Origin of the sequence: Streptomyces sp. NPDC007917 (genome assembly GCF_042959105.1) — a bacterium.
Taxonomy (GTDB): Bacteria; Actinomycetota; Actinomycetes; order Streptomycetales; family Streptomycetaceae; genus Streptomyces.
This window is the reverse complement of record NZ_JBIBKK010000015.1, coordinates 48364-74183: the sequence shown is the minus strand read 5'-3', so window position 1 is coordinate 74183 and position 25820 is coordinate 48364. Positions and strand designations below refer to the sequence as shown.

Below are 25820 nucleotides of genomic sequence, written 5' to 3'. Positions count from 1 at the left end.
CCCGCTGAGGAAGCGGGGCGCCCGGGTCGCCGCGCTCAGCCCTCCGGGCCGTCCAGGGCCCGGCTCACCTGGTGGGCCAGGGCCGAGGCATGGGGCTCGGTCAGCATGGTCCAGTGCTTGCCGGAGCACGGCAGGACGGTCAGCCCGCCGGGGTGCAGCGCGCCCAGCCAGGTGCGCAGCCGCGCCTCGGTCCGGTGGGTGAGCCCGGCCTTGAACAGCACCGTACGGCACGGCACCGGCCTCGGCCGATAGCGCAGCATGGCCCGCAGATAGGCCCGGAAGACCCGGCTCACCCCCGGCACCGACCGCACCGCCCGGCCCGCGGGCCCGATCTGGAGGGCGACCAGCGCCTGGTGCCACAGGCCCGCGGCGAGGTGCTGGGGAGCGGAGCCCAGGGGGCGGCCGCCGCTGTCCGGCGCGAAGCCGTCCAGGAACAGCAGCAGTTCCACGCGCTCGCCGGCCCGCTCCAGCTGCGCCGCCATCTCGTGGGCCACCAGACCGCCCACCGACCAGCCGCCCACCGCGTACGGGCCGTGCGGCCGCACCGCGCGCAGCACGCGCACGTGGTGGGCGGCCAGGTCCTCGACGCGGTCGGGGGTGGGGGCGCCGCCCAGCAGCCCCGGGGCGTCGATCCCGTATACGGGCCGGTCCCCGCCGACGGCCCGGGCGAACTCCCGGTAGCACAGCGCGCTCCCGGCCGCGGGGGCGGCGAGGAAGAGGGGTGTGCCCCGGCCGCCCTCCTGGAAGCGGACCAACTCGCGGGGCGCGGCAGGGGCCCGCTCCGGTCGGGTGTCCCCCGTCTTCCCCACCGCCCTGGCGCCCTGGGCGCTCCGGGCCAGCGCGGCCAGCCGGCCGAAGGTCGGCTGATTCAGGAACTCCGCCAGGGGTACGGCGATGCCCAGGTCTTCGTGGACGCGGCCGCGCAGCCGTACGGCCATGAGCGAATCACCGCCCAGGGCGAAGAAGTCGTCCTCGTCGTGTGCGGAGGACGTGCCCAGGAGCTGGTTCCAGATGGCCGCCAGCCCCGTCTCCGCGCCCGGGACCCGGGCAGTCGACACCACCGGCGGACCCTGGACGGCGGAGGGGACAGCGGAGGCCGGCGGGGCCACCGCCTCGTCGACCGACGCCAGCAGGACCGCGTGGTCCGCCGAGGGCCGCTGCGCCACCGCGACGTCCGAGAACCCGGCGTCCTCCAGCGCGCGCCGCCAGCCGTCGGCGGGCAGATGGACGGAGTCGGTGCGCAGGTCGTCCGCGAAGTCCCACCAGCCGGGCGCCAGGCCCCACATGAAGTGGGTCCACAGCGCCACCCGTGTGACCTCGACGGCCCCCAGCCAGCCGCCCGCCGTGAGCAGCCCCCTCAGCCGGCGCAGCGTCGCGGGCAGATCGGGCACCACATGAAGGGCGTTGTAGGCGAGCACGATGTCGAAGCCACCGGCGGGGAAACCTTGGGCGCCAAAGTCCTTGCCGAGGTCGAGCCGGGCACACCGGACCTGCCCCCGCCCCAGCTCGGCCACGCGGTCCCGGGCACGGCTCACGGCCAGGGCGCTGATGTCAGTGAAGGTGTAGAGGTCGTGGGGGCGGGCCGGCCAGGGCTCCAGCACCCGCCAGGTGAGCTCCCCGCTGCCGCCGCCGACCTCCAGCACGCGCAGCGGCCGGTCGGCCTCGCGCGGCCCCCGGCTCGCGGCCATGGCCACGGCCGCCGCCAACTGGTCCAGACAGGGCCCCGCGTCGGCGACATCGACCGTGTTGTCCGTCAGGCAGGCGCGCAGAAACGTGTCGCTGCCGTCCGGGTAGAGCACGGAGACCGGCTCGCGGTCGCCGGCCAGCACCTGGGGGTACGCGTCCGCGCAGTGGTCGAGCATCCGGCGCAGCCCGCGCATCTCGTCGAGCCGGGCCGGGTCGAGCGCGGAGCGCAGCCGCTCCTCGATGTCGTCGGGGACCAGGAGGCGGTGGCCGCCCGGGGCCGCGTCCGTCGGGCCCTGGGTGAGGAAGCCGTGTTCGGTCATGGCCCGGACCATCAGCCGGGCCGGGCCGGTCAGCTTGCCGTCTCCGGCCAGGCGGTCCGTCAGTTCCGCTCCGTCCACGGCGTCACCGGGCGCGAGGCGGCCGATGCGCAGCCCGAGGCGGGTGGCCAGGGCCGCGGTGTACGCGTCGAGCCGGTGTATCAGGTCGGGCCGTTCGGACAGGGTGGGCCGGTCCGCGGTCGGCGGGGCCTGCAGGCCCTCGGCGATCCGCCGCGCGGTCGCCGTGTGCGCCGTCGCCGCGTGTGCCGTCGCCGCGTGTGCCGTCGCCGCGTGTGCCGTCGCCGGGTTTGCCGTCGCCGGGTGCGCGGCGGGCTGCGGCGGGCGCGCCGGCGGTGCGGCCGTGGCCGATACGGCCGGAGCCCGTACGGCTCGGCCCGCGGGCCGGTCGGTGCCGGTGCCGCAGGGCCTGGAGTCCAGCGGGTGGGGCGGCAGCGAGCAGCGCTGCCGGGACCCGCCCGCGAACTGCCCGACCTCGACGCTCAGCCCGGCCTCCCAGAGCCTGCCGACCGCCTCCAGGACCCGCGCCTCGGCGTCGTCCGTCGCGCCGTCGAGCAGGGGGACCGTGAGATGGCGCGCGGTGTGGCGGGGGTGGTCGCGCACCGCCCGGCTCATGGAGGCGCCCGGACCGAGTTCGACGAACATCTCGGCGCCGCCCGACAGCAGCGTGTCCAGGCCCTGCCGCAGCCGCACGGTGTCCGTCAGCTGGGCGGCCCAGTAGTCGGCCGACGCCACCTCCTGGGGGGTGGCCCAGCCGCCGGTGACGTTGGACACCAGGGGTGTCCGCGGTGCCTTCGCGGTCAGCCGGGCCACACGGGCGCGCAGCGCGTCGGCGGCCGGGGCCATCTGCGGGGAGTGGAAGGCCCTGCGGGTCTCCAGCAGGCGGACGGGCCAGCCGTCCAGCCGCTCGGCGAGCTCCTCGACCGCCTCGGGCGGGCCGGAGAGGACCAGGCGGTCGTGGCCGTCCACGGCCACCGCGGGCCGGGGCTCGGGCAGTCGCGCCAGCGCCTGGGTCACGGCCTCGCGGGCGCCGTCCCGTACCAGCTCGACGGCGAGCATCCGGCCGGGGGCGGTGTCCCGGGTGGCCTGCGCCCGGGTGTGCACCAGGCGCAGCGCGTCGGGGAGTTCCCACACCCCGGCCGCCAGGGCGGCCGCGTACTCGCCGATGCTGTTGCCCATCAGGGCGCTCGGCCGGATGTCCCAGCCGGCCAGGGTGCGGGTGAGGGCGTGCCCGAGGGCGAAGAGACCGAGCTGCTGGTGGACGGGGTCGTGGTACCACTCCGGCGGGGTCCGCGGGTGCAGCAGTGGCGAGAGGTCCGTGCCGGCCTCTCCCCGGGCCCAGTCGCGCACCTCGTCGAAGGCCTCGGCGAACGCGGGCAGCACGGCGTACGCCCCAGCGGGGGCTCCGCCCGGGCGCAGGGTGCCCTGCCCCGGGTAGAGGAAGGCGACGCCGGTCGGCGCGGGTGTCGCCGGGCCGTCCGGCTGGGGCTCCCCGAGCGCTTCGGCGGCCCGCGCCACATCGCGGACGACGACGGTGGCGCGGTGTGCGTAGCGGCGCCGGCCGTCGGCCAGGGTGCGCGCCACCTCGTCCAGGCGCGGGGCCCGGTCGTCGCGCAGCCGCCGGGCCAGATCGCCGCGGGCGGTGCGCAGCGCCTCGGGGGACGCGGCGGACAGCGCCAGCAGGCGCGGGCCGTGCGCCGCCGCGCGGGTGGCGCGCGGTTCGGGGGCGGCCTCCAGGACGGCGTGCGCGTTGGTCCCGCCGACGCCGAAGGAGCTGACGCCGGCGAGCGCCGGGCGGCCCTCGGGCCAGGGGCCGTGGCGGTCGGCGACGGTGAACGGCGTGGTTTCGAGCTTCATCAGCGGGTTGGGCCGCCGGAAGTGGGCGGTCGGCACCAGCTCCCGGTGGCGGAGCAGCAGCGCCGTCTTGATCAGGCCGGTGACGCCGGATGCCGAGCCGGTGTGTCCGATGTTGCCCTTGACCGCGCCCAGGACACAGGACCCGACCGCGTCCGTGGTGGTGCGGAACGCGGCGGTGAGCGCGGCCACTTCCACCGGATCGCCCAGCCGGGTGGCGGTGCCGTGTGCCTCGACGTAGCCGACGTCCGCCGGGTCGACGTCGGCCCGGCCCAGGGCCGCCAGGATGACATCGCGCTGCCCGCCGGGCGAGGGCGCGGTGAACCCGGCCTTGTCTCCCCCGTCGTTGTTGACGGCCGTGCCACGGATGACGGCCACCACCGGGTCGCCGTCGCGCAGCGCGTCCTCCAGCCGGCGCAGCACCACGACGCCCGCGCCCGAGCTGGAGACGGTGCCCGCGGCGTCGGCGTCGAACGGGCGGCAGTGGCCGTCGGGCGACAGGATGCCGCCCTCTTCGTACACATAGCCCGTCACCTGCGGGAAGAAGATCCCGACGCCCCCCGCGAGGGCGGCGTCGCACTCGTATCCGAGCAGGCTCTGCACCGCCTGGTGCACCGCGACCAGCGAGGTGGAGCAGGCGGTCTGCACCGTCAGCGCGGGCCCGGTGAGCCGGAGTTTGTACGCGGCCCGCGTCGCCAGGAAGTCCTTGTCGCGGCCGAGGGTCTGGCTGACGAGCTCTTCCTGAGAGGCGCCCAGGGGCACGGCGTCGCATCCGGCGAACACCCCGATCGGGCCCGGGAAGCGGTGCGGGTCGATGGCCGCGTCGTCCAGGGCGGTGCTCGCACACTCCAGGAACACCCGCTGCTGTGGGTCGATGCCCCGGGCCTCGCCGAGGCTGTAGCCGAAGAACGACCAGTCGAAGCGGTCGGCTCCGGCCATCACTCCGCGCGCGGCCACGAAGTCCGGCCGCTCCGCGAGCCGTCGTTCGACGCCCGCGGCGGTGAGCTGGTCCGGGGTGAAGCGGGAGACGGTGTCCCGGCCGGCCACCAGGTTGTCCCAGAACGCACGGACATCCCCGGCGCCCGGCAGTCGGCAGGCCATGCCGACGATGGCCACGGCGTCCTCATGCATCGTTCTCCTCCTTCCGGCCGGTCGCCGGGCGTCGGTCGCGCTGTCTGGCCCGGCGTCCCTTCCGCGCCCGCTCCCGGAAGTCCTCCGCCGCGGACGCCGCGTGTTCGCGCTCGTCAGGGCCGTCGATCGCGCGGGCCATGGCGTGGACGGTGGCGTGTTCGAAAAGCCGCTGGACGGGCAGCTCGATGCCGAAGGCGCTCTCCAGCCGGCGCTGCAGGGTGGCCAGGCGCAGCGAGTCGCCGCCCAGGTCGAAGAAGTTGTCGTGGACGCCGACGGTGTCCACGCCCAGCACCTCGCGCCACAGGGCCGCGATGCGCCGCTCCCGGTCGCCCTGGGGCGCCACGGCCGGGGCCGCGCCCACCAGGTCCGCGCGCCCGGGCCGGGGCAGGGCCGCGTGGTCGACCTTGCCGTGCGGGGTGAGCGGCAGCTCGTCGAGCCACACCAGGGCGTCCGGGACCAGTGCGGCCGGCAGCGTCTCGCGCAGCGCGGCGAGCACCGCCTGGGTCTCTGTCGCGGTCATGGCCGCGCTCGCGGGTGCGGTCCCGGAAGCGCTCGCGGGTGGCGCGTCGGCGCTCTCGGGTGCCGTGTCGGCGGTGCCGGGCACCGCGTACGCCACCAAGCGCGCGGACGCGGTCTCGAAGGCGCGTACGGCGGCCTGGGCGACCAGCGGATGCGCGGTCAGCCGGGCCTCGATCTCCTCCGGCTCGATGCGGTGTCCGCGCACCTTGAGCTGGCGGTCCGCCCGGCCGATGAACTCCAGTGTCCCGTCGGGCAGCCAGCGCCCCAGGTCCCCGGTGCGGTAGACGGGCCCTGGCGCGCCCTCGGGGCCGTCGGGGAGAAAACGCTCGGCGGTCAGCTCGGGGCGCCGCCAGTAGCCGAGCGCCACTCCGCCGCCGCCGATGAGGATTTCGCCCTTGACGCCGACGGGGCAGCGGTGGCCCGACTCGTCGACCACGTGGACGCGGACCCCGGCCGCCGGGCGGCCGACGCGCCCGGGGCGGAAGTCAGCGTCGCCGGGGGTGACGGTGTGGCTGGCCGCGGTCACGGTCGCCTCGGTCGGCCCGTAGCAGTTGACCAGCCCGTACGGCAGTCCGGGCGGTGGCGCGGAGCCGAGCGCCGCCCCGCCGTAGACCAGTTGGCGCAGGGCGCGGGGCGGCTCGCCGTGTGCCCAGATGGTCTCGGCGAGCGCCGCGGGCACGACGGCCACGGTCACCCGTTGGCTGTCCAGCCACCCGGACACCTCGCCGGGGAACACGGTGCCGGGGTGCGGGACGAGCGCCGCGCCCGCGGTCAGGGTCGGCCAGATCTCCGAGACGGCGGCGTCGAAGCCGACGTTGACGAGCTGGCTCACCCGGTCGGCCGGTCCCAGGGCGAGCAGGCCGGCGAACCACAGGGCGTGCTGGGCGAGGCCTCCGTGGCGGACGACGACGCCCTTGGGCAGGCCGGTGGAGCCCGAGGTGTAGACGACATACGCCGGGTCGTCGGCGCCAGGCGGCTCGGGCGCCGGAGGGTCGCCGTCAGCCGTGTTCCGGACCGCCTCGGCCACGTCGAACGCGGCGACCGCGTCCGGCAGTCGGCGTGTCCCGTCGGTGAGGACCACCCGGGCGCCCAGGTCGTCGAGGACGTAGGCGACGCGCTCGGCCGGGTATCCGGGGTCCACCGGGCAGTACGCGCAACCGGCGTACCACGCGGCCAGCATCGCCACGACCAGGTCGGGGCCGCGGTCGAGCAGCACGGCCACGACCGGTTCCCCCCGGCGCGCCGGTGGCCCGATGCGCGCCGCGAGCCGGCGGGCGCGTGCGTCCAGTTCGGCGTAGCTGAGCGGGCCCTCGGGGGTGTCGACGGCCGTGGCGTCCGGAGTGGCCCTCACGCGTGCGGCGATCAGGTGCGGCACCGTGGTGGGCGGCGCGGCGGCGGGCCCCGCCTCGAGCGCGGCGAGCGCGGCGCGCTCGTCGGCGCCGACGCGGGGCAGCGAGGCCAGCGGGCGGTCGGGCCGGTCCACGAGGTCGGCGAGCACCGCGGCGGTGAGGGCCGCCAGGCGCTCGGCCTCCGCGCGGGCGATGCGGTCGCCGCGGTAGGCCAGCAGCCCGCGCAGGCCGCCGTTCTGCTCCTGGAAGGACACCGTCACGGCGCCCTTGGCCGCCCAGTCGGCGCCTTCGCCGCTCAGCGCGAACCGCCGCAGGCGGTGGCCGCCGAGCGACGGGGCCCGGGTCTCGGGGACGACGGGGGTCAGGGCGAGGTCGGCGTAGGGGGTGACGCCGTAGCGGCGTTCGGGATTGAGCGCGGCGACGACCTGGTCGAACGGCACATGCTGGTCCTCCAGCGCCTCCAGCACCCGCTCCCGCATCCCCCGCAACAGCGAACCCACCGTCGTGTCCCCGTCCACCACGGACCGGATCACCACCGTGTTCGTACACGGCCCCACCACCGAACCGAAACGCTCACCGGCACGGTTGGCCACCGGACACCCGAACGTCACATCCCGCTCACCACTCCACCGGTGCAACGCCCCCGCGAACCCCGCCGCCACCGCCATGAACCACGACACGCCCTCCCGCTCCGACACCCCACGCAGCCGCTCCAACGCCCCATCGGCCAGGGGAATCCCGACCACCCCCGACGGCTCCGCCACCGCGGGCTCGGGCCACGACACATACGCCGGCGCCCCCGCGAGCCGCCCACACCACCGCTCCACCCCCGCACGACCCACCGCCGAACCCGCCAACTCACCCTGCACCCGGACGAACTCCCGATACTGCACCGCCCCGGCGTCACCCTCCTGTCGGAGCACGGGGGTGGGCACGGCGTCGGCCAGGGTGGTCAGCAGTTCGCGGAAGATCCCGGCAAGCTCCTCGGCGTCCCGTCGGCTCAGCCGGTCGCCCCGGTACGACAGACCCACGCGGTCCCGCCCGTCCTCACGGAAGACGGTGACGGTGACCGGGAACTTCTGCTCCGCGGCGAGCTGACTGCTCATCACCGGGGTCAGGACGGTGCCGCCCAGGGGGTAGCCGTCGTCCAGCGGTGCCAGGTTGAGGACCGTCTCCGCGTAGGGGGTGCTGCCGTAGCGGCGTTCGGGGTTGAGCGCGGCGACGACCTGGTCGAACGGCACATGCTGGTCCTCCAGCGCCTCCAGCACCCGCTCCCGCATCCCCCGCAACAGCGAACCCACCGTCGTGTCCCCGTCCACCACGGACCGGATCACCACCGTGTTCGTACACGGCCCCACCACCGAACCAAAACGCTCACCGGCACGGTTGGCCACCGGACACCCGAACGTCACATCCCGCTCACCACTCCACCGGTGCAACGCCCCCGCGAACCCCGCCGCCACCGCCATGAACCACGACACACCCTCCCGCTCCGACACCCCACGCAGCCGCTCCAACACCCCACCGCCCAACGGAACCTCCACCACCCCCGACGGCCCCGCCACCGCGGGCTCCGGCCACGACACATACGCCGGCGCCCCCGCAAGCCGCCCACACCACCGCTCCACCCCCGCACGACCCACCGCCGAACCCGCCAACTCACCCTGCACCCGCACGAACTCCCGATACTGCACCACGTCAGCGCCCAGTCCCGCACCCCCGTACGCCGCGTCCATGTCCTGGACGAGGGGCACCAGGGACGGGCCGTCGCACACCAGGTGGTGCAGGCACAGCACGAACAGCTGGCCGTGGTCGCCCAGGTCGATCAGGGCGGGCCGCAGCAGTCGGCCGGACGCGGGGTCGAAGGGCGTCCCGGCGGTCTCGCGGACCCACTCCCGCCACCGCGCGTCCCGCTCCGCCGGGTCCACACCCGACAGGTCCACCTCTTCCAGGGGCGGCGACCAGGGTTCCCCGATCCGCTGCCACAGCCGGCCGCCACGCTCCACGAACCCGGTGCGCAGCGCCTCGTGGCGGGCCACGACGGCGTCCAGGGACCGGCGCAGCCGGTCGGGGTCCAGGCGTCCGCCGCGCACCCGCCACACCAGGGGCATCGCATAGCGGTCGGGGCCGGAGGACAGCTGCTCGTCCAGGGCGATACGGCGCTGGAAGTCCGACGCGGGCACGAGCACCCCGTCCACCGGGGCAACCGCGTCCGCCGAGCCGGAAGTGTCCGCCGGGTCTGAAGTGTCCGCCGCGTCCGAAGCGTCCGCCGGCCGTTCCGTACCCGGCCCATCGTGGGGCGCTAGCCCCGCCCGGCCCGGGTGGCGGTCGCCGCACGCCGCGACCGCCTCGTCGATCCGGTCCGCCAGGTCCCCCAGCCGCGGGTTCTCGAACACCGTGCGCACCGGCAGGTCCACGCCGAACCGCGCCGACACCTGGGACAGCAGGGTGGCGGCCAGCAGGGAGTGTCCGCCCGCCTCGAAGAAGGAGGTGTCGGCGAAGATCTCCGGCACGGGCAGCAGATCGCCCCACAGCGGGGCGAGGGCCCTGGCCGTCTCGGTGCGCGGGGCGCTGCCCGCCCCGTCCGTGAGCACGGTGCTGCGGGCGGCCAGTTCGGCGAGGTCCACCTTCCCGTTGACCGAGAGGGGGATGCGGTCCGCCACCATGAACACCGAGGGCACCATGTACTCGGGCAGCCGCTCGGCGAGCCGGGCGCGCAGCTCTCCCGCGCTCGGCACGTTCGTGGGGCACCAGAGGTGGGCCACCAGGCGGTCGCCGTCCGCCCCGTCCGCGGTGACCACGGCCTGCGCGACGTCGGGGTGCCCGGTCAGGCAGGTCTCGACCTCGGCGGGCTCGATGCGGTAGCCGCGCACCTGCAGTTGGTCGTCCATCCGCCCCAGGTACTCCAGCGTGCCGTCGGGCAGATAGCGGCCCAGGTCACCGCTGCGGTAGAGGCGGCCGGGGCCGTACGGGTCGGGTACGAACCGCTCGCGCTCCAGCTCCGGCCGGCCCACGTACCCGGCCGCCACCCCCTCGCCACCGACGCAGATCTCCCCCACGGCGCCGACCGGCAGCAACCGGTGGCGTCCCGTGGTGGGGTGCGGGTCGAGGAGGCGGACGGTGGTGGTCGGGAGTGGCGTGCCGATGGGGCTGCGGTCGGCCGCGATGTCCTCGGCGGTGATGGTCCGGGCGGTGACGTGCACGGTGGTCTCGGTGATCCCGTACATGTTGACCACCTCGGTGCCGGGGTGTCCCGCGGGCCAGTCGCCGAGGGTGGCCGGGGCGAATCGGGCCCCGCCGAGGATGACGTACCGCAGGCTCGCCATGCGCCGCTCCTCGGTGTCCGTGACCCGGACCAGCTGCGCGAACATGCCCGGGGTCTGGTTGAGGACCGTCACCTGGTGGCGGCGCACCAGCTCCGCCACGCCCTGTGGGTCGCGCAGCTCGTCGCCGTCCGGCACCACGAGCCGACCCCCGTGGACGAGGCAGCCGAAGATCTCCCAGACGGAGAAGTCGAAGGCGTAGGAGTGGGCGAGGACCCATACGTCGTCGGGCCCGAAGTCGAACGGCAGCCGGTCGCCCGTCACCAGCCGCACCACATTGCGGTGGGTGACCCGCACCCCTTTGGGGCGGCCGGTGGTGCCCGAGGTGTAGATGATGTAGGCGAGGTCGTCCGGGGCGGGCTCGGGCAGGGGTGCCCGGTCCGCAGACGCGGCGGCGTGGGCGCAGTGGTCGATGTCGTCGAGGCGTACGGTCGGGCCGGCGAAGCCGGGGTCGGCGGTGTGGCGGGCGTCCGTGAGCAGCAGGGTCGCCGCGCTGTCGGCAAGGATGAAGGCCGCGCGGTCCGCCGGGGCGGCCGGGTCGACCGGTACGTACGCCGCACCGGCCAGCAACACCGCCAGGACGGCCTGGACCTGCGCGGGCCCCCGCTCGACGCGCAGTCCCACGGTGTCGCCGGGGCGCACCCCGTGGTCGGCGAGGACCCGGGCGATCCGCTCGGCGCGCCCGACGAGCTGCCGGTAGGTGAGCGTGCCGTCGCCGCCGGCCAGGGCCACCCGGTCCGGGTGGTCTGCGGCCCGCTCGCTCACCAGGCGGGCGAGCGTGGTGTGCGGGTAGTCGGCGGCCGTGTCGTTCCACTCCTCGATCTGGCGGTGGCGCTCGACCTCCGTGAGCGGTTCGAAGGCGCCGAGGGGGGTGTCGGGCCGGGTGGTGGCGGCGTGCAGCAGGCGCTGCCAGTGCGCCACGAAGAGCCGCATCCGGGCCGGGTCGTAGTACAGGCCGTTGAACACCAGCCGCCCGCCGACCCCGTCCCCGTCCCCGTCCCCGGTACCGTCTCCTGTGCCGGCCGTGTGGCGCAGCGTCAGGAGCAGATCGCATTTGCCCAGGCCCGTGACGGGGGTGGGCGGTTGGCCTTCGGGCACGTCGCGCTCAAGGTCGAACACCACGTCGAAGAGGGCGGTGCGGCTCATGTCCTTGGGCGGGGCGACACGCCGCGCCACCTCGTCGAACGGGGCGAGCCCGCAGGCGCGCACCTCCTTCAGGCCCGCCTCGCACTCCCGCGCCCAGGACTCGAACGACCGCTCGTGGCCGCCGCGCAGCCGCAGCGGCAGGAAGTCGTCCACCGGGCCCACCACGCGGGCCGTGGCGGTGTCACGGCGCGGGTTCGCCACGCCCACGGTGAGATCGGTCTGCCCCGAGTACCACATGAGCAGCGTGGTGTACGCGGCGAGCAGCGCGGCCTCGGTGGTGACGCCCTCGCGCCGCGCGAACGCGGCGAGGCCCGTCCCGTCCGGGAGGTCGACGGGGAGGGAGTGTTCCTCGTAGACGTGAACGGCGGCCCTGGTCCGGTCCTCCGGCAGCCGCAGGGCCCCGCTCCCGCCGTCGAGCAGTTCGGCGAGGCGGGCCGTCTGACGCTCCTCGGCCTCGGTGTCCCGCGCCTGCCACCACTGGACGAACGAGGGCGGAGCGGGCGGCAGTTGGCCGCCGGCGAGCAGGGTCGCCAGCTCCTGGCCGACGGTCCGCAGCGAGGCCCGGTCGGCCACGGCGAGATGCGCGACGAGCACGAGGGCGCACGCCTCGCCCCCGCCCGGGCCTTGCGGTGCGACCGCGACCCGGAACAGCGGCCCCTCGGCGAGGTGGAAGGGGCGGCGCAGCCAGGCGGCGACCCCGTCGGGCCCGGTGTCCGTCAGGGTGGCGCACTCGACGGGCACACGCTCGTGGACGCGCTGGGTACAGGTCCCTTCGGAGAGCGCCACCGTGGTGCGCAGCGCCGGGTGGCGGTCCAGGACCGCCGCCACCGCCCGGCGCAGCTCGGCCTCGGCGGGGGTGGTGTCCAGGGCGAGCAGCTGGGACACGTTGTGGTAGACGGGGGCGTCCTCGTACACCGTGCCCCGCTCGAAGTGTTCGACGAAGGCCATGCGCTGCTGGTGCGGGGTGGCCGGGTGCTCCTCGTACGGGGCCGCCGGAACGGCCTGCCCCGCGCACTCGGCGTAGGCCCGCTCCAGGTCACGCAGGAAGACCGGTTCGGAGCCGATGTCCCACACCAGGTGGTGCAGACAGCACATCAGCAGCTGGTCCCGGCCGTCCTCCGCCAGGTCCACCAGCATGACGCGCAGCAGCCGGCCCGAGGCGATGTCGAAGGGCCGCTGGGCGAGGGCGTCCAGTGCCGCCCGCGCGTCGGTCAGGCGGGCTTCGTCAGTGGCGCCCTCGGCGACGCGGTGCACCACCTCCGGGACCCACGGCTCGCCGACGACCTGCTGCGGCCTGCCGTCCGGCTCCCGTTCGACGAAGCGGGTGCGCAACGCCTCGTGGCGCGCCACGACCTGGCCGAGCGCGGCGCGCAGGGCGGCCGGGTCGAGACCGCCCCTGACCCGCCAGGCCAGCGGCACGTTGTAGAACGAGCCGGTGCCGCGCAGCCGTTCGTCCAGCCAGATCCGCTCCTGGAAGCCGGACACGGGGAAGCGGTCCCCCGGCTCTTCGGACCCCTCGCCAAGAGCCCCGCCAAGAGCCCCGCCGGGAGCCTCCTCGGACGCCTCTGCCGACATCTCTGCCGACATCTCTGCCGGCACCTCTTCCGGCACCTCGGCGGGGGCGCGGCGCGCGTCGAGCTCCTGGGCCAGGGCCGTCAGGCTCGGGTTCTCGAAGACGGTGCGCAGGGAGATGTCCACGCCGAGCCGCGCCGAGACCCGCGAGACGAGCCGGGTGGCGAGGAGGGAGTGTCCGCCCAGCGCGAAGAAGTCGGGGCGTGCTGCCGGATCGACCTCGGCCCGCAGCAGATCCGCCCAGATGGCGGCGAGCTCCCGCTCGGTGGCCGTGACCTCGACGTCCGCCCCGCCCGCCCGCGCCGTGTCCGTGTCGTCGCCTGCCTCGTCCAAGGCCCCGGCCGGGTCCGCCACTGGTGGCAGCTCGGCCCGGTTGACCTTGCCGTTGACGGACAGCGGCAGGTGGTCGAGCACGACGTACGAGGACGGCGTCATGTAGTCGGGCAGCTCTTGCCGTGCGTACACCTCGACGGCGGCGGCCAGTTCCGGGTGCGGCCGCTGCCGGATCGGCTGGTTGGTGAACGCCTCCGCCGGGGCGTCGGCGGGGGACGTACGGCGCCTGGGGTAGGCGTCGGAGACGAAGTCGGGCGCCTTCGGCCCGGCGCTCCCGGGCAGCGCCGCGGGGTCCAGGAACAGCACGTCGAGACTGCCGTCCGCGGCCGACTCCGCCCAGGTGACCACGGTACGCAGGCCGAGGCCCCGGCCGAGCGCGGCGAAGTCCTCGGGGTCGGGGACTTCGCCGTCAAAGACACCGCTGTCAAAGACACCGCCGTCGCGGGCACCGTCACCGAGGACACCGCCGTCGAGGGCGTCACGGGCCGCGGCCACGCCGGTGCCCGCGCACACCTCGTGCTCGGCCCGCAGCAGCGGGAGCACCCTGGCGTTGGGCACGCCCGCCAGCCGCAGCGCGGACGGCTGCTTGTCCCGCAGATACCGGCCCACATCGGCCAGATCGGCCACGTCGTGACCCCAGCGCGCCACCGTGGCGTCGGCGCACGAATACGGTTCGGCGGCGGCGGACACCTTGCGCAGCACGGCCTCGTAGCGGAACTGGGTGAGCTCGTTGTGCGCACGGCCGCGCTTGATCCGCACATCGACACCGGCGACCTCGGGCAGCGCGCCCAGGTGTTCGGTGAAGAACTCCGGCTCCACGAGGAGTTCCTTCTCGTGCAGCACCGCCCGCTCCACCGCGCGCTTCAGCCCGGCGAGGTCGTCCGGGCCGCCCTCGGCCGCCCCGCGCCGCAGCGCGACTCCGGTGCGGAACTCCCGCAGCAGCCGCCTGGGCCGTACGTCCCCGACGAAGAGGTGTCCGCCGGGCGCCAGGGCCTCCAGGGCGCCGCGCAGCGCTGCGGACAGGTACGCGGCGCTCGGCAGGTACTGCACCACCGAGTTGACGACGACGCAGTCGAAGTGTTCCAGCGGGATGCCCGACAGGTCCCGGGCCTCGCGCCGCAGCAGCCGTACCCGGTCCGCGATCCGCTCGTCCGCGCCCACCTTCGCCGCCAGCCGGGTCACGGCGCGCTCGGAGAAGTCGGTGGCCCAGTACTCCGCGCAGTGCGGGGCCAGGCGGGCGAGGAGCAGCCCGCTGCCGGCCCCGATCTCCAGAACGCGGCGCGGGCGCAGCGCGAGAACGCGCTCGACGGTGCGGTCGCGCCACTCCCGCATCTCGTGCCGTGGGATGGGCGTACCGCGGTAGCTGTCCATCCAGCCGCCGAAGTCCTCGCCGAGGGTGGCCTGGTCGCCCTCGCGGTACATGTCCTCGTACACGTCCTGCCACTCGCGGACGCGCTCGGCCTCGTGGACGTCGTCCCCGTCGCCGATGACCGGCGATGCCGGGTCCTGCTCGGCCAGGTCCTGCTCGGCCGAGTCCTGCTCGGCCGTCGGCACCAGGTAGGCCACCAGGCGCTTTCCGCCTCCCGGGGCGGGCTGGGGCACGACGACGGCCCGCGCCACGTCCGGGTGGCGTTCCAGGCTCAGTTCGATGTCGTGGGGTTCGACCCGGAAACCGCGGATCTTCACCTGGTCGTCGGCGCGGCCGAGGAAGAGGAGGGTCCCGTCGGGGGCCAGCCGCACCAGGTCGCCGGTGCGGTACATGCGGCCGGGGTGGAAGGGGTTGGCGCGGAAGCGCTCACGGGTGGCCTCGGGGCGGTTGACGTAGCCGGCCGAGACATGCGCGCCGCCCACCCACAGCTCGCCCGGAGCGCCCTGGGGCACGGGGCGCCCGTCCGCGTCGAGCACGTACAAGGTGGTGTTGTCCATCGCCCGGCCGATGGGGACCGGGCCGCCCGGCGCGCGGGTCATGCGGTGGCGGGTGGCGAAGGTCGTGGTCTCGGTGGGGCCGTAGCCGTTGACGACGACGATGCCCGGGCAGGTGTCGAACACGCGGGCCACTGCCGTCCGGGACACCACATCGCCGCCGGTCCACACCTCGCGCAGGCCGCGCAGGGCGTCGGGCTCCTCCTCGGCCAGGGCGGCGAAGAGCCCGGCGGTCAGCCACGCCGCGGTCACGCCGTGGCGCGCGATCGCGCCGCGCAGCGTGTCCGGGGTCAGCGCCCCGGGCGGTGCCACGCAGATCCGCCCGCCGGACAGCAGGGGCACCCACAGTTCGTACAGCACGGCGTCGAAGGCGTGCGGCGAGTGCCACAGGACCCGCTGGTGCGCACCGCCCGACCAGCAGCGGTCATGGGCGAGGGCGGTGATGTTGCGGTGGGTGATCTGGACGCCGGAGGGCACCCCGGTCGAGCCGGAGGTGTACATCACACAGGCCGGCGCGTCCGGGGACACCGGCTCGTGCGGCGCGGGCGGCACGGGCGGCGCGGCCCGTTCGAGCTCGGCCACATCGGCGACGGGCAGGCCGGCGGCGGCCTGCTCGCGCACCACGGGCAGCTCGCGCGTGGCGCCGTCGACCAGCAGCAGATCGCCGTCGGTCCCGGAGATCAGGGTGCGCAGGCGGGAGGCGGGCTGCCGTTCGTCCAACGGCACGTAGGCCGCGCCGGACTTGAGGACGGCCAGCAGGGCGACCAGCAGCTCGACGGACCGCTCCATGAACACCAGGACGGTGGAGCCGGGGCGCACGCCCCGCTCGCGCAGCAGCCCGGCGAGCCGGTCGGACCGCGCGTCGAGCTCGCGGTAGCTCAGCTCCGTATCGCCGCCGGCCACGGCGACCGCGTCCGGAGTACGGGCGGCCTGGCGCTGGAACAGCTCGCCCAGGGGCGCCTCGGGCAGGGGCCGGGGGGCCTCGTTCCATACGTCGAGGAGCCGGCCGCGCTCACGGGGGCCGGTGTACTCGAAGCTCGCCACGGGGCGGTGGACGGTGTCGGGGCCGAGCCCGTCCAACAGGGTGACCAGCCGCTCGTGGTGGTCGGCGAGAGCGGCGTCGTCGCACCGGTCGGGGTGCACGTCCAGGGTGAGCCGCAGATCCTCGCTGCCGGTGTGCTGGAAGCAGCACAGGGTGAGGTCTTCGGTCGGCATGATGGAGAGGTTGTGCAGGGTCCCCGACGCGCCGCCGAGGTCGATCGTGCCCAGCGGCGGTATCAGGTTGACCAGCGGTCCCGCGATGCGTCTGCGCTCGGGCCAGCCGAGCTCCCGGCGCAGGTCGTCGCTGCGGTAGCGGTGGTGCGCCACCGCCTGCGCCACGGCCTCGTGGGTGTCGGCGAGCAGCTCGGCCCAGGTGGTGGCGGCCGTGACCCGCAGCCGCAGCGGAAGGGCGTCGGACATCAGCCCGGGGAACCGCTCGGCGGTGGGCGTCGCGCGGCTGCGGCTGGCCAGGCCCACCACGACGTCCTCACGGCCGGTCATCCGGGCGCTGTACGCGGCGACGGTGGCGATGAGCGCCCGGGGGAAGTTGGTGCCCGCCTCCCGCGCCGCCGCGCGCAGGGCCCGGTGCCGTTCGGCGGGCAGGGTGAAGGCCACCCGCCGCACCGCGTGCGCGGCCAGGGCGGTGCCGCTCCCCTCGGTCAGGTCGAGGGGGTCCGGGCGGTCGGCGAAGCGGTCGAGCCAGTAGGACCTGCTGGCCGCATACTCGGGCGAGGTGCGGTGCCGGGCCGCCTCATCCAGGGCCTCGCCGAGGCTCTGGAACCGCGCCGGGGGGACGGGGCCGCCGGCCCGCAGCGCGCGGTAGACCTCGGCGACCCGGTGCGCGATGAGGTTGAAGGCGTATCCGTCGGTGACCATGTGGTGGTAGCGCTGGGCCCATAAGGTGCGCTGCGGGGCGACTTCGAGGATCGCGAAGTCGCTGACGTGGCCCGCCTCCAGGTCGAAGGGGAGACGCAGGAATCGCTGCAGCCAGGTGTGCGCCGCGGCCATGGGGTCCGGCTCGGTGGTGAAGTCGTGCACGGCGACGTGCGGGGCGGTGGGCTCCAGCAGGATCTGCCCCGGCGGGTCCGACCGGCCGTCGAAGCGGACGTGCAGTCCGTCGGCCTCCATGACGACGCGTCTGACCGCGTCGATGAGCAGGGCGGTGTCCACCGCTCCCTGGATGTCGAGGTATTGCAGACAGTTGTAGGCGGGACTGGTCGGATCCAGGTTCTGCGCGTACCAGATGCCGGACTGGGACGGGGACAGGGGGTGGGTCGGGCGGGAAACCATGGCTGTTCCTGCTTCCTCTTCCTGCGCGCCGGGGTGCGGGTGCCGGGATGCGGGGTGCCGGGCCTACCGGTCCGGTTACGACACGCCGGGCTCGGACGTGCCGGGGGCGGACGTGCCGGGGGAAGACGTGCCGGGGGCGGACGTGTCCGGGGCGGGCGTGTCGGCGACGATGTCGTCGAGCAGCCCGCCGTGGCCGTCCCCGGTGATCCACCGCCGGGTCACCCGGCCGGTGTCGGGCCGCTCCTCCTCCCGCGCTTCGCGCGCGTACCCTGCGATCCGGCGCAGGGCCCCGGTGCAGTAGATGTCGGCCAGGTCCTGCGCCTCGGTGTCGTGTTCCGCGGAGCGCCGGGCCGCCCGCGCGAGGGCCAGGCTCGCGGCCATGATCTCGGTGACCCAGCGGGCGACCGCGATCAGCGTGTGCTCCTGCGCGAACAGCGTCTCGTCGTCGGGGTAGGCCTCGGCCAGTGCGGCACAGCGGGCGCGGAACTCCTCGACGGAGTCGTGGAGTTCGGCCAGGTGGCGCTGGTTGCGCGGGGTGAGCGCCGCGGTCAGCCGCTCCCGTGCCTCGGCGGCCTGCTCGGCGCCCTGGCCGTCGTCGAGGGCCCCCGCGCGGTGGTACGAGAAGATCGCCAGCTTGGAGAGCCAGTAGTCCAGCTGGAAGTCCACCCCGCCCGAGATCCGCAGGTTCCTGGCGTCGCGGAAGGAACGCTCCAGGGGTACGGGCGGCGCGCCGCGCGCCGCCTTGCTGGCCGCGGTCTCATAGCCCTCCGCCGCGAACAGCGACATGGTGCGGTCCACGACGCCCCAGCACAGCAGCGAGCACAGGTTCTTGGCCACGGCCTGCTCGAACAGCGGGTTGAGACCGGCGTCCTCGCACAGCAGGCTCCACTCGGCGACCGCTTCGAGGGCGAAGGTGTCGGCGAGGGACTGGCCGATGAGGTGCTGGATCTCCTCGTACTCCCCCAGCGGGACGCCGTCCACGCGGCGGCGCCGCACAAAACCGCGCGACCACTCCAGGCACAGTTTGGCGATCGCCAGGGACGGCGCCGCGATGAGATACATCCGGCCCAGGATCGCCAGCCCCCCGGCCTGGGCGGTGATCCGCACGTCGTGGGCGCTGGGCTTCTCCACGAAGACGTGGTCCCGGGGCACGCGCACCCGGTCGAGGGTGAACCCTCCGTTGGGGAAGCCCTTGATGCCCATGAACTCGTGCTCGGCCGACCGCCGCACCCCGGGCGCGTCCGGGTCGACGACCACCAGTCTGCGCATCTCCCGGCCGTCCTCCTGGACGGTGGCCACCACCCCCAGCAGTTCCGCGAAGGGCGCGTTGCCGCTGAACACCTTTTCGCCGCTGACCAGGTAGGCATGGCCGTCCTCGGTGGGGACGGCGACGGTCTCCCTGCGGTGATTGGCCGCGCCGGAGGGTTCGGTATCGGCGAAGGCGGATATCAGTCCGCGCGCGACGCGTTCACTGAGCATGTCGCGCAGCGGGCCCTCGGGAAGAATCTGGACCAGGGGGGCGAAGCCGATCGAGTTCTGTACGGCGACCACCAGACCGAGCGGAAGCGACCAGCTGGAAATGGCCTGAATGACGCGGAAGGCATTGAGATCGGACAGGGCGAGGCCGCCCAGCTGCCGGGGACTCTGCAGTTTCAGGTAACCGCTCTCCCGCAGCCGTTTGATGGCCTCCCGGGGCAGTTCTCCGGTCTTCTCCACAAGGGCGGGATCCACTAACCCGCGGGCGAACTCCTTGGCATCGGCGACCAGCGCATCGCCCTGTTTACGGTCGCTCTCGGGCTGTAGCGGAAACGGATGAACGAGATCCAGTCGCAGTGAGCCGCGGAAGATCTCTTCCAGGAAGCTGGTCCTCCCCGGCACGTTCATGCCGTTGATCGGACGAGACATGAGGCATCCCTCCTGCGAAAAGACAAAATCAGGCCAGCGCGCGGGCGCGCGCTCGACGACGTGATCAGGAGTAAGAAGAAATTGGGAAAGGGATCGCAGAACCGGACAGGGGTACGCGCATCGGGAACCGGCGCGGTGGGCGACGCTCAGCCCGAACCGGCACCTCCCGGGCCACGGGCGACGCGTCGGCCCGGGGGGCCGCTACGCGGCGACAAGAAGGCCGTCCAACACGCCGGACAGCGGGCCGGATAATGGGCCGGACCTGGGGAAACGCAATGCGACATGCGCAGCCGACGTGCCACAGCCTCCCCCTCGTGCCGGACTTCGGAAATCACCCACACCCTCATACGGCCGGGCGCCCGAGGTCAACACCTCGGGGTGGCAGCCAAATGACAGCTTCCCCCGACGGCCCCGTCCCTCGGCAGTATTTTTCGGGCACAACTACCGTGAGTCTCTTCACGGATTGCCCGGGGCGGGGGTGGGGTAATGTGCGGCAAGCAGGAGCCGCCGACGCCTCTCGGGAAGGAACGTGCATGACCTTCGACGCGCGAATGAACGGCGGCCTGCCGCCCGCTTTCCTGGCCGCCGAGACCTCCTCCTTCCTGGATTTCCTGAAGGCACAGGCTCCCGAGCTCCTGCCGGCCAAGCGTCAGCTGCCGCCCGCCCGGACTGACTTCGAGGCGCCCCACGGCACGACCGTCATCGCGGCGACCTATGCGGACGGTGTGCTGGTGGCCGGCGACCGGCGCGTCACGATGGGCAACCTGATCGCCCACCGGGAATACGAGAAGGTCTTCCCGGCCGATGAACACTCCGCGATCGCCATCGCCGGCACCGCGGGCCTGGCGGTGGAACTCGTCAGGCTCCTGCAGCTGGAACTCGAGCACTACGAGAAAATAGAAGGCACGGCCCTCTCCCTGGACGGCAAGGCCAACCGGCTGACCAGCATGGTCCGGGACAATCTCGGCATGGCCATGCAGGGCATGGCGGTGGTTCCGCTCTTCGCGGGCTACGACGTGCACAGGGGCGTCGGGCGTGTCTTCTCCTACGACGTCACCGGCAACCGCTCCGAGGAGCGGGGCTTCGCCACCACCGGTTCCGGTTCGGTCCACGCCCGGGGCTCGCTGAAGAAGCTCTACCGCGAGGGCATGCCGGAGCGCGACATCGTCACCGCGGTCGTCCAGGCGCTCTACGACGCCGCGGACGAGGACTCCGCCACGGGCGGCCCCGATCTCACCCGGCGGCTGTTCCCCCTCATCGCCCTCATCACCGAGGACGGGTACCGGCGGCTCGGCCAGGACGAGGTCGCGGCGGTCGCGCAGGCCGTCGTCGAAGGGCGCCACACGGCGCCCGACGGTCCCCAGGCACCGGTCCTGTAATCCGCACACGTCCCCACACGTCCGCACACGTCCGCGCCGCAGCGGCCGTCCGCACCGGTCGTCCGCACAACCGCGCACACCGCGATTCGGCGGTGGTCCCGTTGCCGTTGCGGTCACCGCTTGGGTTTCACACCGCCTTGGTTTCGTACGCCTTGATGTCACACCGCGAGGAGATACCAGCATGTCCGGGGTCAACCGCCGTCAGTTACTGCGGACCGCCACCGCCGCCGCGTCCGGGGTCGTCGGGGGGCTGTCCCTGGACACCCCGGCCAGCGCGGCCGAAAGCGCCGCGGCGGCCGACTGCACACCGCCGCTCGGCCCGGTCAAGGCCGGCCCCGACGACGCGCGCTACGCGTATCTGGTGCGGCGCGGCCAGAGGCGCTGGGTGGGCACACCGGACCACGCATGGGTGGTCGGCTCGACCGAGCAGGTCGTGAAGGCGGTCCAGGAGGCCGTGGACTCCGGGAAGCGGATCGCCGTGCGCAGCGGCGGACACTGCGCGGAGGGGTGGGTGGACGACCCGGCCGTGCGGGTGCTGATCGACATGTCCGGGATGACGCAGGTGTCGTACGACCCGGCGCGCCGCGCCTTCGCCGTGGAGCCGGGCGCCACGTTGGGTGAGGTGTACCGGCGGCTGGTGCTGGGCTGGGGTGTGACGATTCCGGGCGGGTGGTGTCCGGGCGTCGGGGCCGGCGGCCATGTCTGCGGGGGCGGCTACGGTGTGCTGTCCCGCGCCATGGGGCTGGTCGTGGACCATCTGTACGCCGTCGAGGTCGTGGTGGTCGGCAAGGACGGCAAGGCGTCGGCCGTGGTCGCCACCCGGGAGGCGAGTGACCCGAACCGCGAGCTGTGGTGGGGCCACACCGGGGGCGGCGGCGGAAACTTCGGCGTGGTGACCCGGTACTGGCTGCGCACGCCGGGTGCGGAGGGCTCCGACCCCGGGCAGCTGCTGCCGCGGGCGCCCAAGAGCGCGATCGCCTTCTCCACCCAGTGGCCCTGGCAGGCCCTGAAGCTGGACGAGACGAAGTTCACCCGGCTGATCCGCAATCACATGGACTGGTGCGAGCGCAACAGCGCGGTCGGCGCGGCGGCCACCCGGCTGTACGCCGATCTGACGGTGGGCCGCAGGGCCAACGACCTCAACCTCGCCAGCGGCCAGGTGTTCGGCCCCGACGCCGCCGAGCTGCTGGACGACTATCTCGCCGCCCTGGGCGCGGGGGTGGGCACCCCGGTCAATGTGGTCAGGACCGAGCAGCCCTGGCTGGCCGCGGCGCTGGACGGCCCGAACTCGGACATCTACCGGCTCAAGATCAAGTCGGGCTATCTGCGCAAGGGTTTCTCCGACACCCAGCTCGCGGCCATCTACGAGAACCTGACCCGTGAGCAGGACCCGAAGCTGCTCTTCGGCTCGGTGGGCATCGCCAGTTACGGCGGGCAGATCAGCGCGGTGGCCCCGGACGCCACGGCGTTTCCGCACCGCGACGCGGTGATGCGGGTCCAGTACACCGCGGCGTGGGACGACCCCGGCCAGGACGCCACCTATGTCGAGTGGCTGCGGAGGCTGTACCGCGAGATCTACGCCGATAGCCACGGGGTGCCGGACCCGAAGGACGGCGCCTACATCAACTACCCGGACGACGACTTGGCGGACCCCGCCGTGAACACCTCGGGTGTCCCCTGGTCCACGCTGTACTTCAAGGACAACTACCCGAGGTTGCAGAGGGTCAAGGCCGCCTGGGACCCGAAGAACATCTTCAGCCACACACTGGGCATCCAGTCCCCGAAAGCCACCCGCTGACCGCCAGACGGGGACCGAGACGCCGGCGCCCACGAGGTGCGCGCCGGCGTCCGCCGGCACCGCTGAGCGGTTCAGTGGTTCAGTGGGTCAGTGGTTCAGATGCAGTGGATGTGACGTACGGCCGGACGCAGCGTCGATCTCTCCGTGCGCCTTCTCCAGCAACTTCGCCGCCAGCTCGTTGAGCGCCCTGGCGCCCGCGATCTCCTCGCCGACCCGCGGCTGGTTGGTGTCGGCGGGGGCCCGGCTCGCGGCCCCGTGGCCCCGCACCTCGCTCCCGTCCGCGAGCCGGACCAGGGCGGCGGCGCGGGTGTGGCGGCTGTCCTCGTCAAATTCCAGTTCGACATGCCAGCCCACGGTGGTCTGTGGCATGACGATCACCTCCGGAATCGCTCCTGCCAGCAAGTATCCACTCCCAGCGTGCATCCACTGCCCCACGCCCGCACCACCTGGCGGCGTTCCCCCGATCAGGTGGCGAAGGCCAGGTGGCGAAGGCCAGGTGGCGAAAGATCAGCCAGAGCTGCTGCCTCCGCGACTACGCCTGCCACGTCCGTGTGCTCACGCCCCGGCCCGTGCCATGGCCGCTGGTGGCCATCCCCGGGTACGGCGCGGCCGTGGGCGCCGTCACCTCGCTCGCCGAGGCCCTGACCGGCTGAGGCAGGTGGCGGTGGCGGTGGCGGTGGCGGCTGGGGTCATGCTCGGGAACGACCTGGTGGGCGCCGTGTACTGCCATCTCAGTACCCGCGATTGTCGGCAGCCGCACGACGACGGAAGGGCCGCGCGCCGGGAGCCTGGAGAGGTATCCCGAGTTCAGATGCGGAGACCTCCGTCCCATGGCTGCTTTTCTCTTTTCGCTGGGCCGACTGGCCTTCCGGCAACGCCGGTGGGTCACCCTGCTGTGGGTGGCCGTGCTGGCCGCCGTCGGCTTCGGCGCGGTCAAGGCGCCCGCCGCTCCCGACACCGGGGACTCGATGCCCGGCATCGAGTCCCAGAAGGCGTTCGACCTGATGGACCAGCGCTTCCCCGGCGCCAAGGCCGACGGGGCGAGCGCCCGGATCGTCTTCGTCGCCCCGGACGGGCAGAAGGTCACCGCGTCCGACAACCGCTCGGCCGTCGAGAAGGCCGTGCACGAGGTGGCCGGCGGCTCGCAGGTCGCGGGCGCGGTGGACCCCTTCCAGGCGCGGGCGGTGAGCAAGGACGCGGGCACCGCGTACGCGACCGTCACCTACAAGGTGAAGGCCGACGACCTCACCGATGCGTCCAAGAAGACCCTGGAGGACGCCGTCCAGCAGGCGCGGGACGCGGGGCTGACCGTCGAGGTCGGCGGCAACGCGCTGGCGAGTCAGCCCGCGGCGGGCGGGGCGGCCGAGGGCATCGGCATCGCCATCGCCGCGGTCGTGCTGCTGATCACCTTCGGCTCGCTGGCCGCCGCCGGGCTTCCGCTGCTGACCGCGGTCGTCGGCGTCGGCATAAGCATCGCTGCGATCATGGCCCTGGCCAGCACCTTCGGTCTGTCCGGCACGACCGGCACGCTCGCCTCGATGCTGGGGCTCGCGGTCGGCATCGACTACGCCATGTTCGTGGTCTCCCGCTACCGCGAGGAGCGGGCCCGGGGCCACGAGCCCCAGGAGGCGGCCGGGCTGGCCACGGGCACGGCCGGGTCTGCGGTGGTCTTCGCCGGGCTGACCGTCGTGATCGCGCTGGCCGGGCTGTCGGTGGTCGGCATCCCGATGCTGACCAAGATGGGCCTGGCCGCCGCGGGCGCGGTCGCCATCGGTGTCCTCATCGCGCTGACCCTGGTCCCGGCCCTGCTCGGCTTCTTCCCGCGGGCCGTGCTGTCGCGCTCCACCCGGCGGGGCAGGAAGGTCAAGAAGGCCAAGGAAGGCGGCGAGCACAACGGGGGCAGCCGCTGGGCCCGGTTCGTGCTGCGCCGTCCGCTGCCCGTACTGCTGGCCTGTGTGGCGGGGCTCGGGGCGATCGCGATACCGGTGACCGGTCTGCAGCTGGGCATGCCCGGGGACGAGGCGAAGTCCACCTCGACCACCGAGCGCCGCGCCTACGACGCGCTGGCCGAGGGCTTCGGCCCCGGCTTCAACGGACCGCTGACCATCGTCGTCGACGCCAAGGGCAGCGAAGACGCCAAGGGCGCCGAAGACGCCAAGGGCACCGGAGACGCCAAGGGCACGGGAAGCGCGGGCACCGCGAGCGCGAAGGCCGCCGCGCGCACGATCGCCGACCGGATCGGCGCCACCAAGGGGGTCGTGTCCGTCTCGCCGCCCCGGTTCAACGCCGCCGGCGACACCGCGGTCTTCTCCGCCACCCCGGCCACCGCCCCCACCGACGAGAAGACCAAGGACCTGGTGCGCACCATCCGCGCCGAACGGCCCGCGCTGGAGTCCGCCACCCGTGCGAGCTTCGAGGTCACCGGCTCCACCGCGGTGAACATCGACGTCGCCCAGAAGGTCCAGGACGCGCTGATCCCCTATCTCGCGGTCGTGGTGGGCCTCGCCTTCCTGTTGCTGCTGGTGGTCTTCCGGTCCCTCCTCGTGCCCCTCAAGGCGGCCGCCGGATTCCTGCTGTCGGTGCTCGCGGCCTTCGGCGCGGTGGTCGCGGTGTTCCAGTGGGGCTGGGGCGCCGGCCTCCTCGGCGTCGAGCAGACCGGCCCGATCATGAGCCTGATGCCGATCTTCCTGGTGGGCATCGTCTTCGGTCTCGCCATGGACTACGAGGTCTTCCTGGTCACCCGCATGCGCGAGGCGTACGTCCATGGGGACCGGCCCGGCCAGGCGATCGTCACCGGGTTCCGGCACAGCGCCCGGGTGGTGGTGGCCGCCGCGCTGATCATGATGGCCGTGTTCTCCGGGTTCGTGGGCTCCGCCGAATCCATGATCAAGATGATGGGCTTCGGTCTGGCCACGGCCGTCCTGTTCGACGCGTTCGTGGTCCGCATGGCGCTCGTACCCGCCGTCCTGGCCCTGCTCGGCGACCGCGCCTGGTGGCTGCCGCGCTGGCTGGACAAGGTGCTGCCCGACATCGACGTGGAGGGCGAGGCGCTCAGCCGCCGGCCCCCCGTCGCCGCGGTCCCGGCGCCGGACACCACGTCGGAGCGGCAATCGGCACACGTCTGACCGACACCACCCCGCCCATGAGGGCCGCCCGTGGTCGCGTCCCCGGGCGGCCCTGTCGGCCGTACGCACGCGACGTCGGCCACCATGGAGCCAGACCCCGACCGAAAGACC

8 protein-coding genes are annotated in these 25820 nt (G+C 74.0%); 4 read left to right on the top strand and 4 right to left on the bottom strand.

All coding sequences use genetic code 11. The features are described from left to right. Positions 1-35: 35 nt before the first annotated feature. The 3 genes from ACFZDL_RS28125 to ACFZDL_RS28115 all read right to left on the bottom strand — a co-directional run bounded on the left by ACFZDL_RS28125 (position 36) and on the right by ACFZDL_RS28115 (position 19407). Entirely contained in the window at positions 36-5006 is a 4971-nt protein-coding gene (locus tag ACFZDL_RS28125) for a beta-ketoacyl synthase N-terminal-like domain-containing protein (protein ID WP_353591889.1), read from the bottom strand. After that, the gene (locus ACFZDL_RS28120) at positions 4999-17502 is read right to left on the bottom strand and encodes an amino acid adenylation domain-containing protein (RefSeq protein WP_353591890.1); all 12504 of its coding nucleotides are present in this window, start codon (positions 17500-17502) and stop codon (positions 4999-5001) included. The genes ACFZDL_RS28125 and ACFZDL_RS28120 overlap by 8 nt, the downstream gene beginning before the upstream one ends. A 75-nt stretch (positions 17503-17577) precedes the next feature. Next, entirely contained in the window at positions 17578-19407 is a 1830-nt protein-coding gene (locus ACFZDL_RS28115) for an acyl-CoA dehydrogenase family protein (protein ID WP_353591891.1), read from the bottom strand. A 533-nt stretch (positions 19408-19940) separates the two neighbouring features. Here ACFZDL_RS28115 and prcB point away from each other — a divergent pair. Then, a complete protein-coding gene (gene prcB / locus ACFZDL_RS28110; RefSeq protein WP_353591892.1) occupies positions 19941-20786 on the top strand; it encodes a proteasome subunit beta in 846 nt (281 codons plus the stop codon). Between the two features lie 181 nt (positions 20787-20967). Next, positions 20968-22584: a BBE domain-containing protein gene (locus tag ACFZDL_RS28105; protein WP_353591893.1), complete on the top strand. Its 1617-nt coding sequence runs from the start codon at positions 20968-20970 to the stop codon at positions 22582-22584. A gap of 87 nt (positions 22585-22671) precedes the next feature. Here the strand turns inward: ACFZDL_RS28105 and ACFZDL_RS28100 are convergent, their stop codons facing one another. Continuing rightward, entirely contained in the window at positions 22672-22953 is a 282-nt protein-coding gene (locus ACFZDL_RS28100) for a DUF1876 domain-containing protein (protein ID WP_353591894.1), read from the bottom strand. A gap of 113 nt (positions 22954-23066) precedes the next feature. Here ACFZDL_RS28100 and ACFZDL_RS28095 point away from each other — a divergent pair, with 113 nt between their 5' ends. Continuing rightward, entirely contained in the window at positions 23067-23237 is a 171-nt protein-coding gene (locus ACFZDL_RS28095; RefSeq protein ID WP_353591895.1) for a hypothetical protein, read from the top strand. A 177-nt stretch (positions 23238-23414) separates the two neighbouring features. Then, on the top strand, positions 23415-25709 hold the full coding sequence (locus ACFZDL_RS28090; RefSeq protein WP_353591896.1) for an MMPL family transporter: 2295 nt from the start codon (positions 23415-23417) through the stop codon (positions 25707-25709). The last annotated feature ends 111 nt before the right edge of the window (positions 25710-25820 follow it).

Bases quoted from the DNA above. Each gene is read 5' to 3' on its own strand.
- ACFZDL_RS28125 (WP_353591889.1), bottom strand. From the start codon at position 5,006: ATGCATGAGGACGCCGTGGCCATCGTCGGCATGGCCTGCCGACTGCCG.
- ACFZDL_RS28120 (WP_353591890.1), bottom strand. From the start codon at position 17,502: ATGGTTTCCCGCCCGACCCACCCCCTGTCCCCGTCCCAGTCCGGCATC.
- ACFZDL_RS28115 (WP_353591891.1), bottom strand. From the start codon at position 19,407: ATGTCTCGTCCGATCAACGGCATGAACGTGCCGGGGAGGACCAGCTTC.
- prcB (WP_353591892.1), top strand. From the start codon at position 19,941: ATGACCTTCGACGCGCGAATGAACGGCGGCCTGCCGCCCGCTTTCCTG.
- ACFZDL_RS28105 (WP_353591893.1), top strand. From the start codon at position 20,968: ATGTCCGGGGTCAACCGCCGTCAGTTACTGCGGACCGCCACCGCCGCC.
- ACFZDL_RS28100 (WP_353591894.1), bottom strand. From the start codon at position 22,953: ATGCCACAGACCACCGTGGGCTGGCATGTCGAACTGGAATTTGACGAG.
- ACFZDL_RS28090 (WP_353591896.1), top strand. From the start codon at position 23,415: ATGGCTGCTTTTCTCTTTTCGCTGGGCCGACTGGCCTTCCGGCAACGC.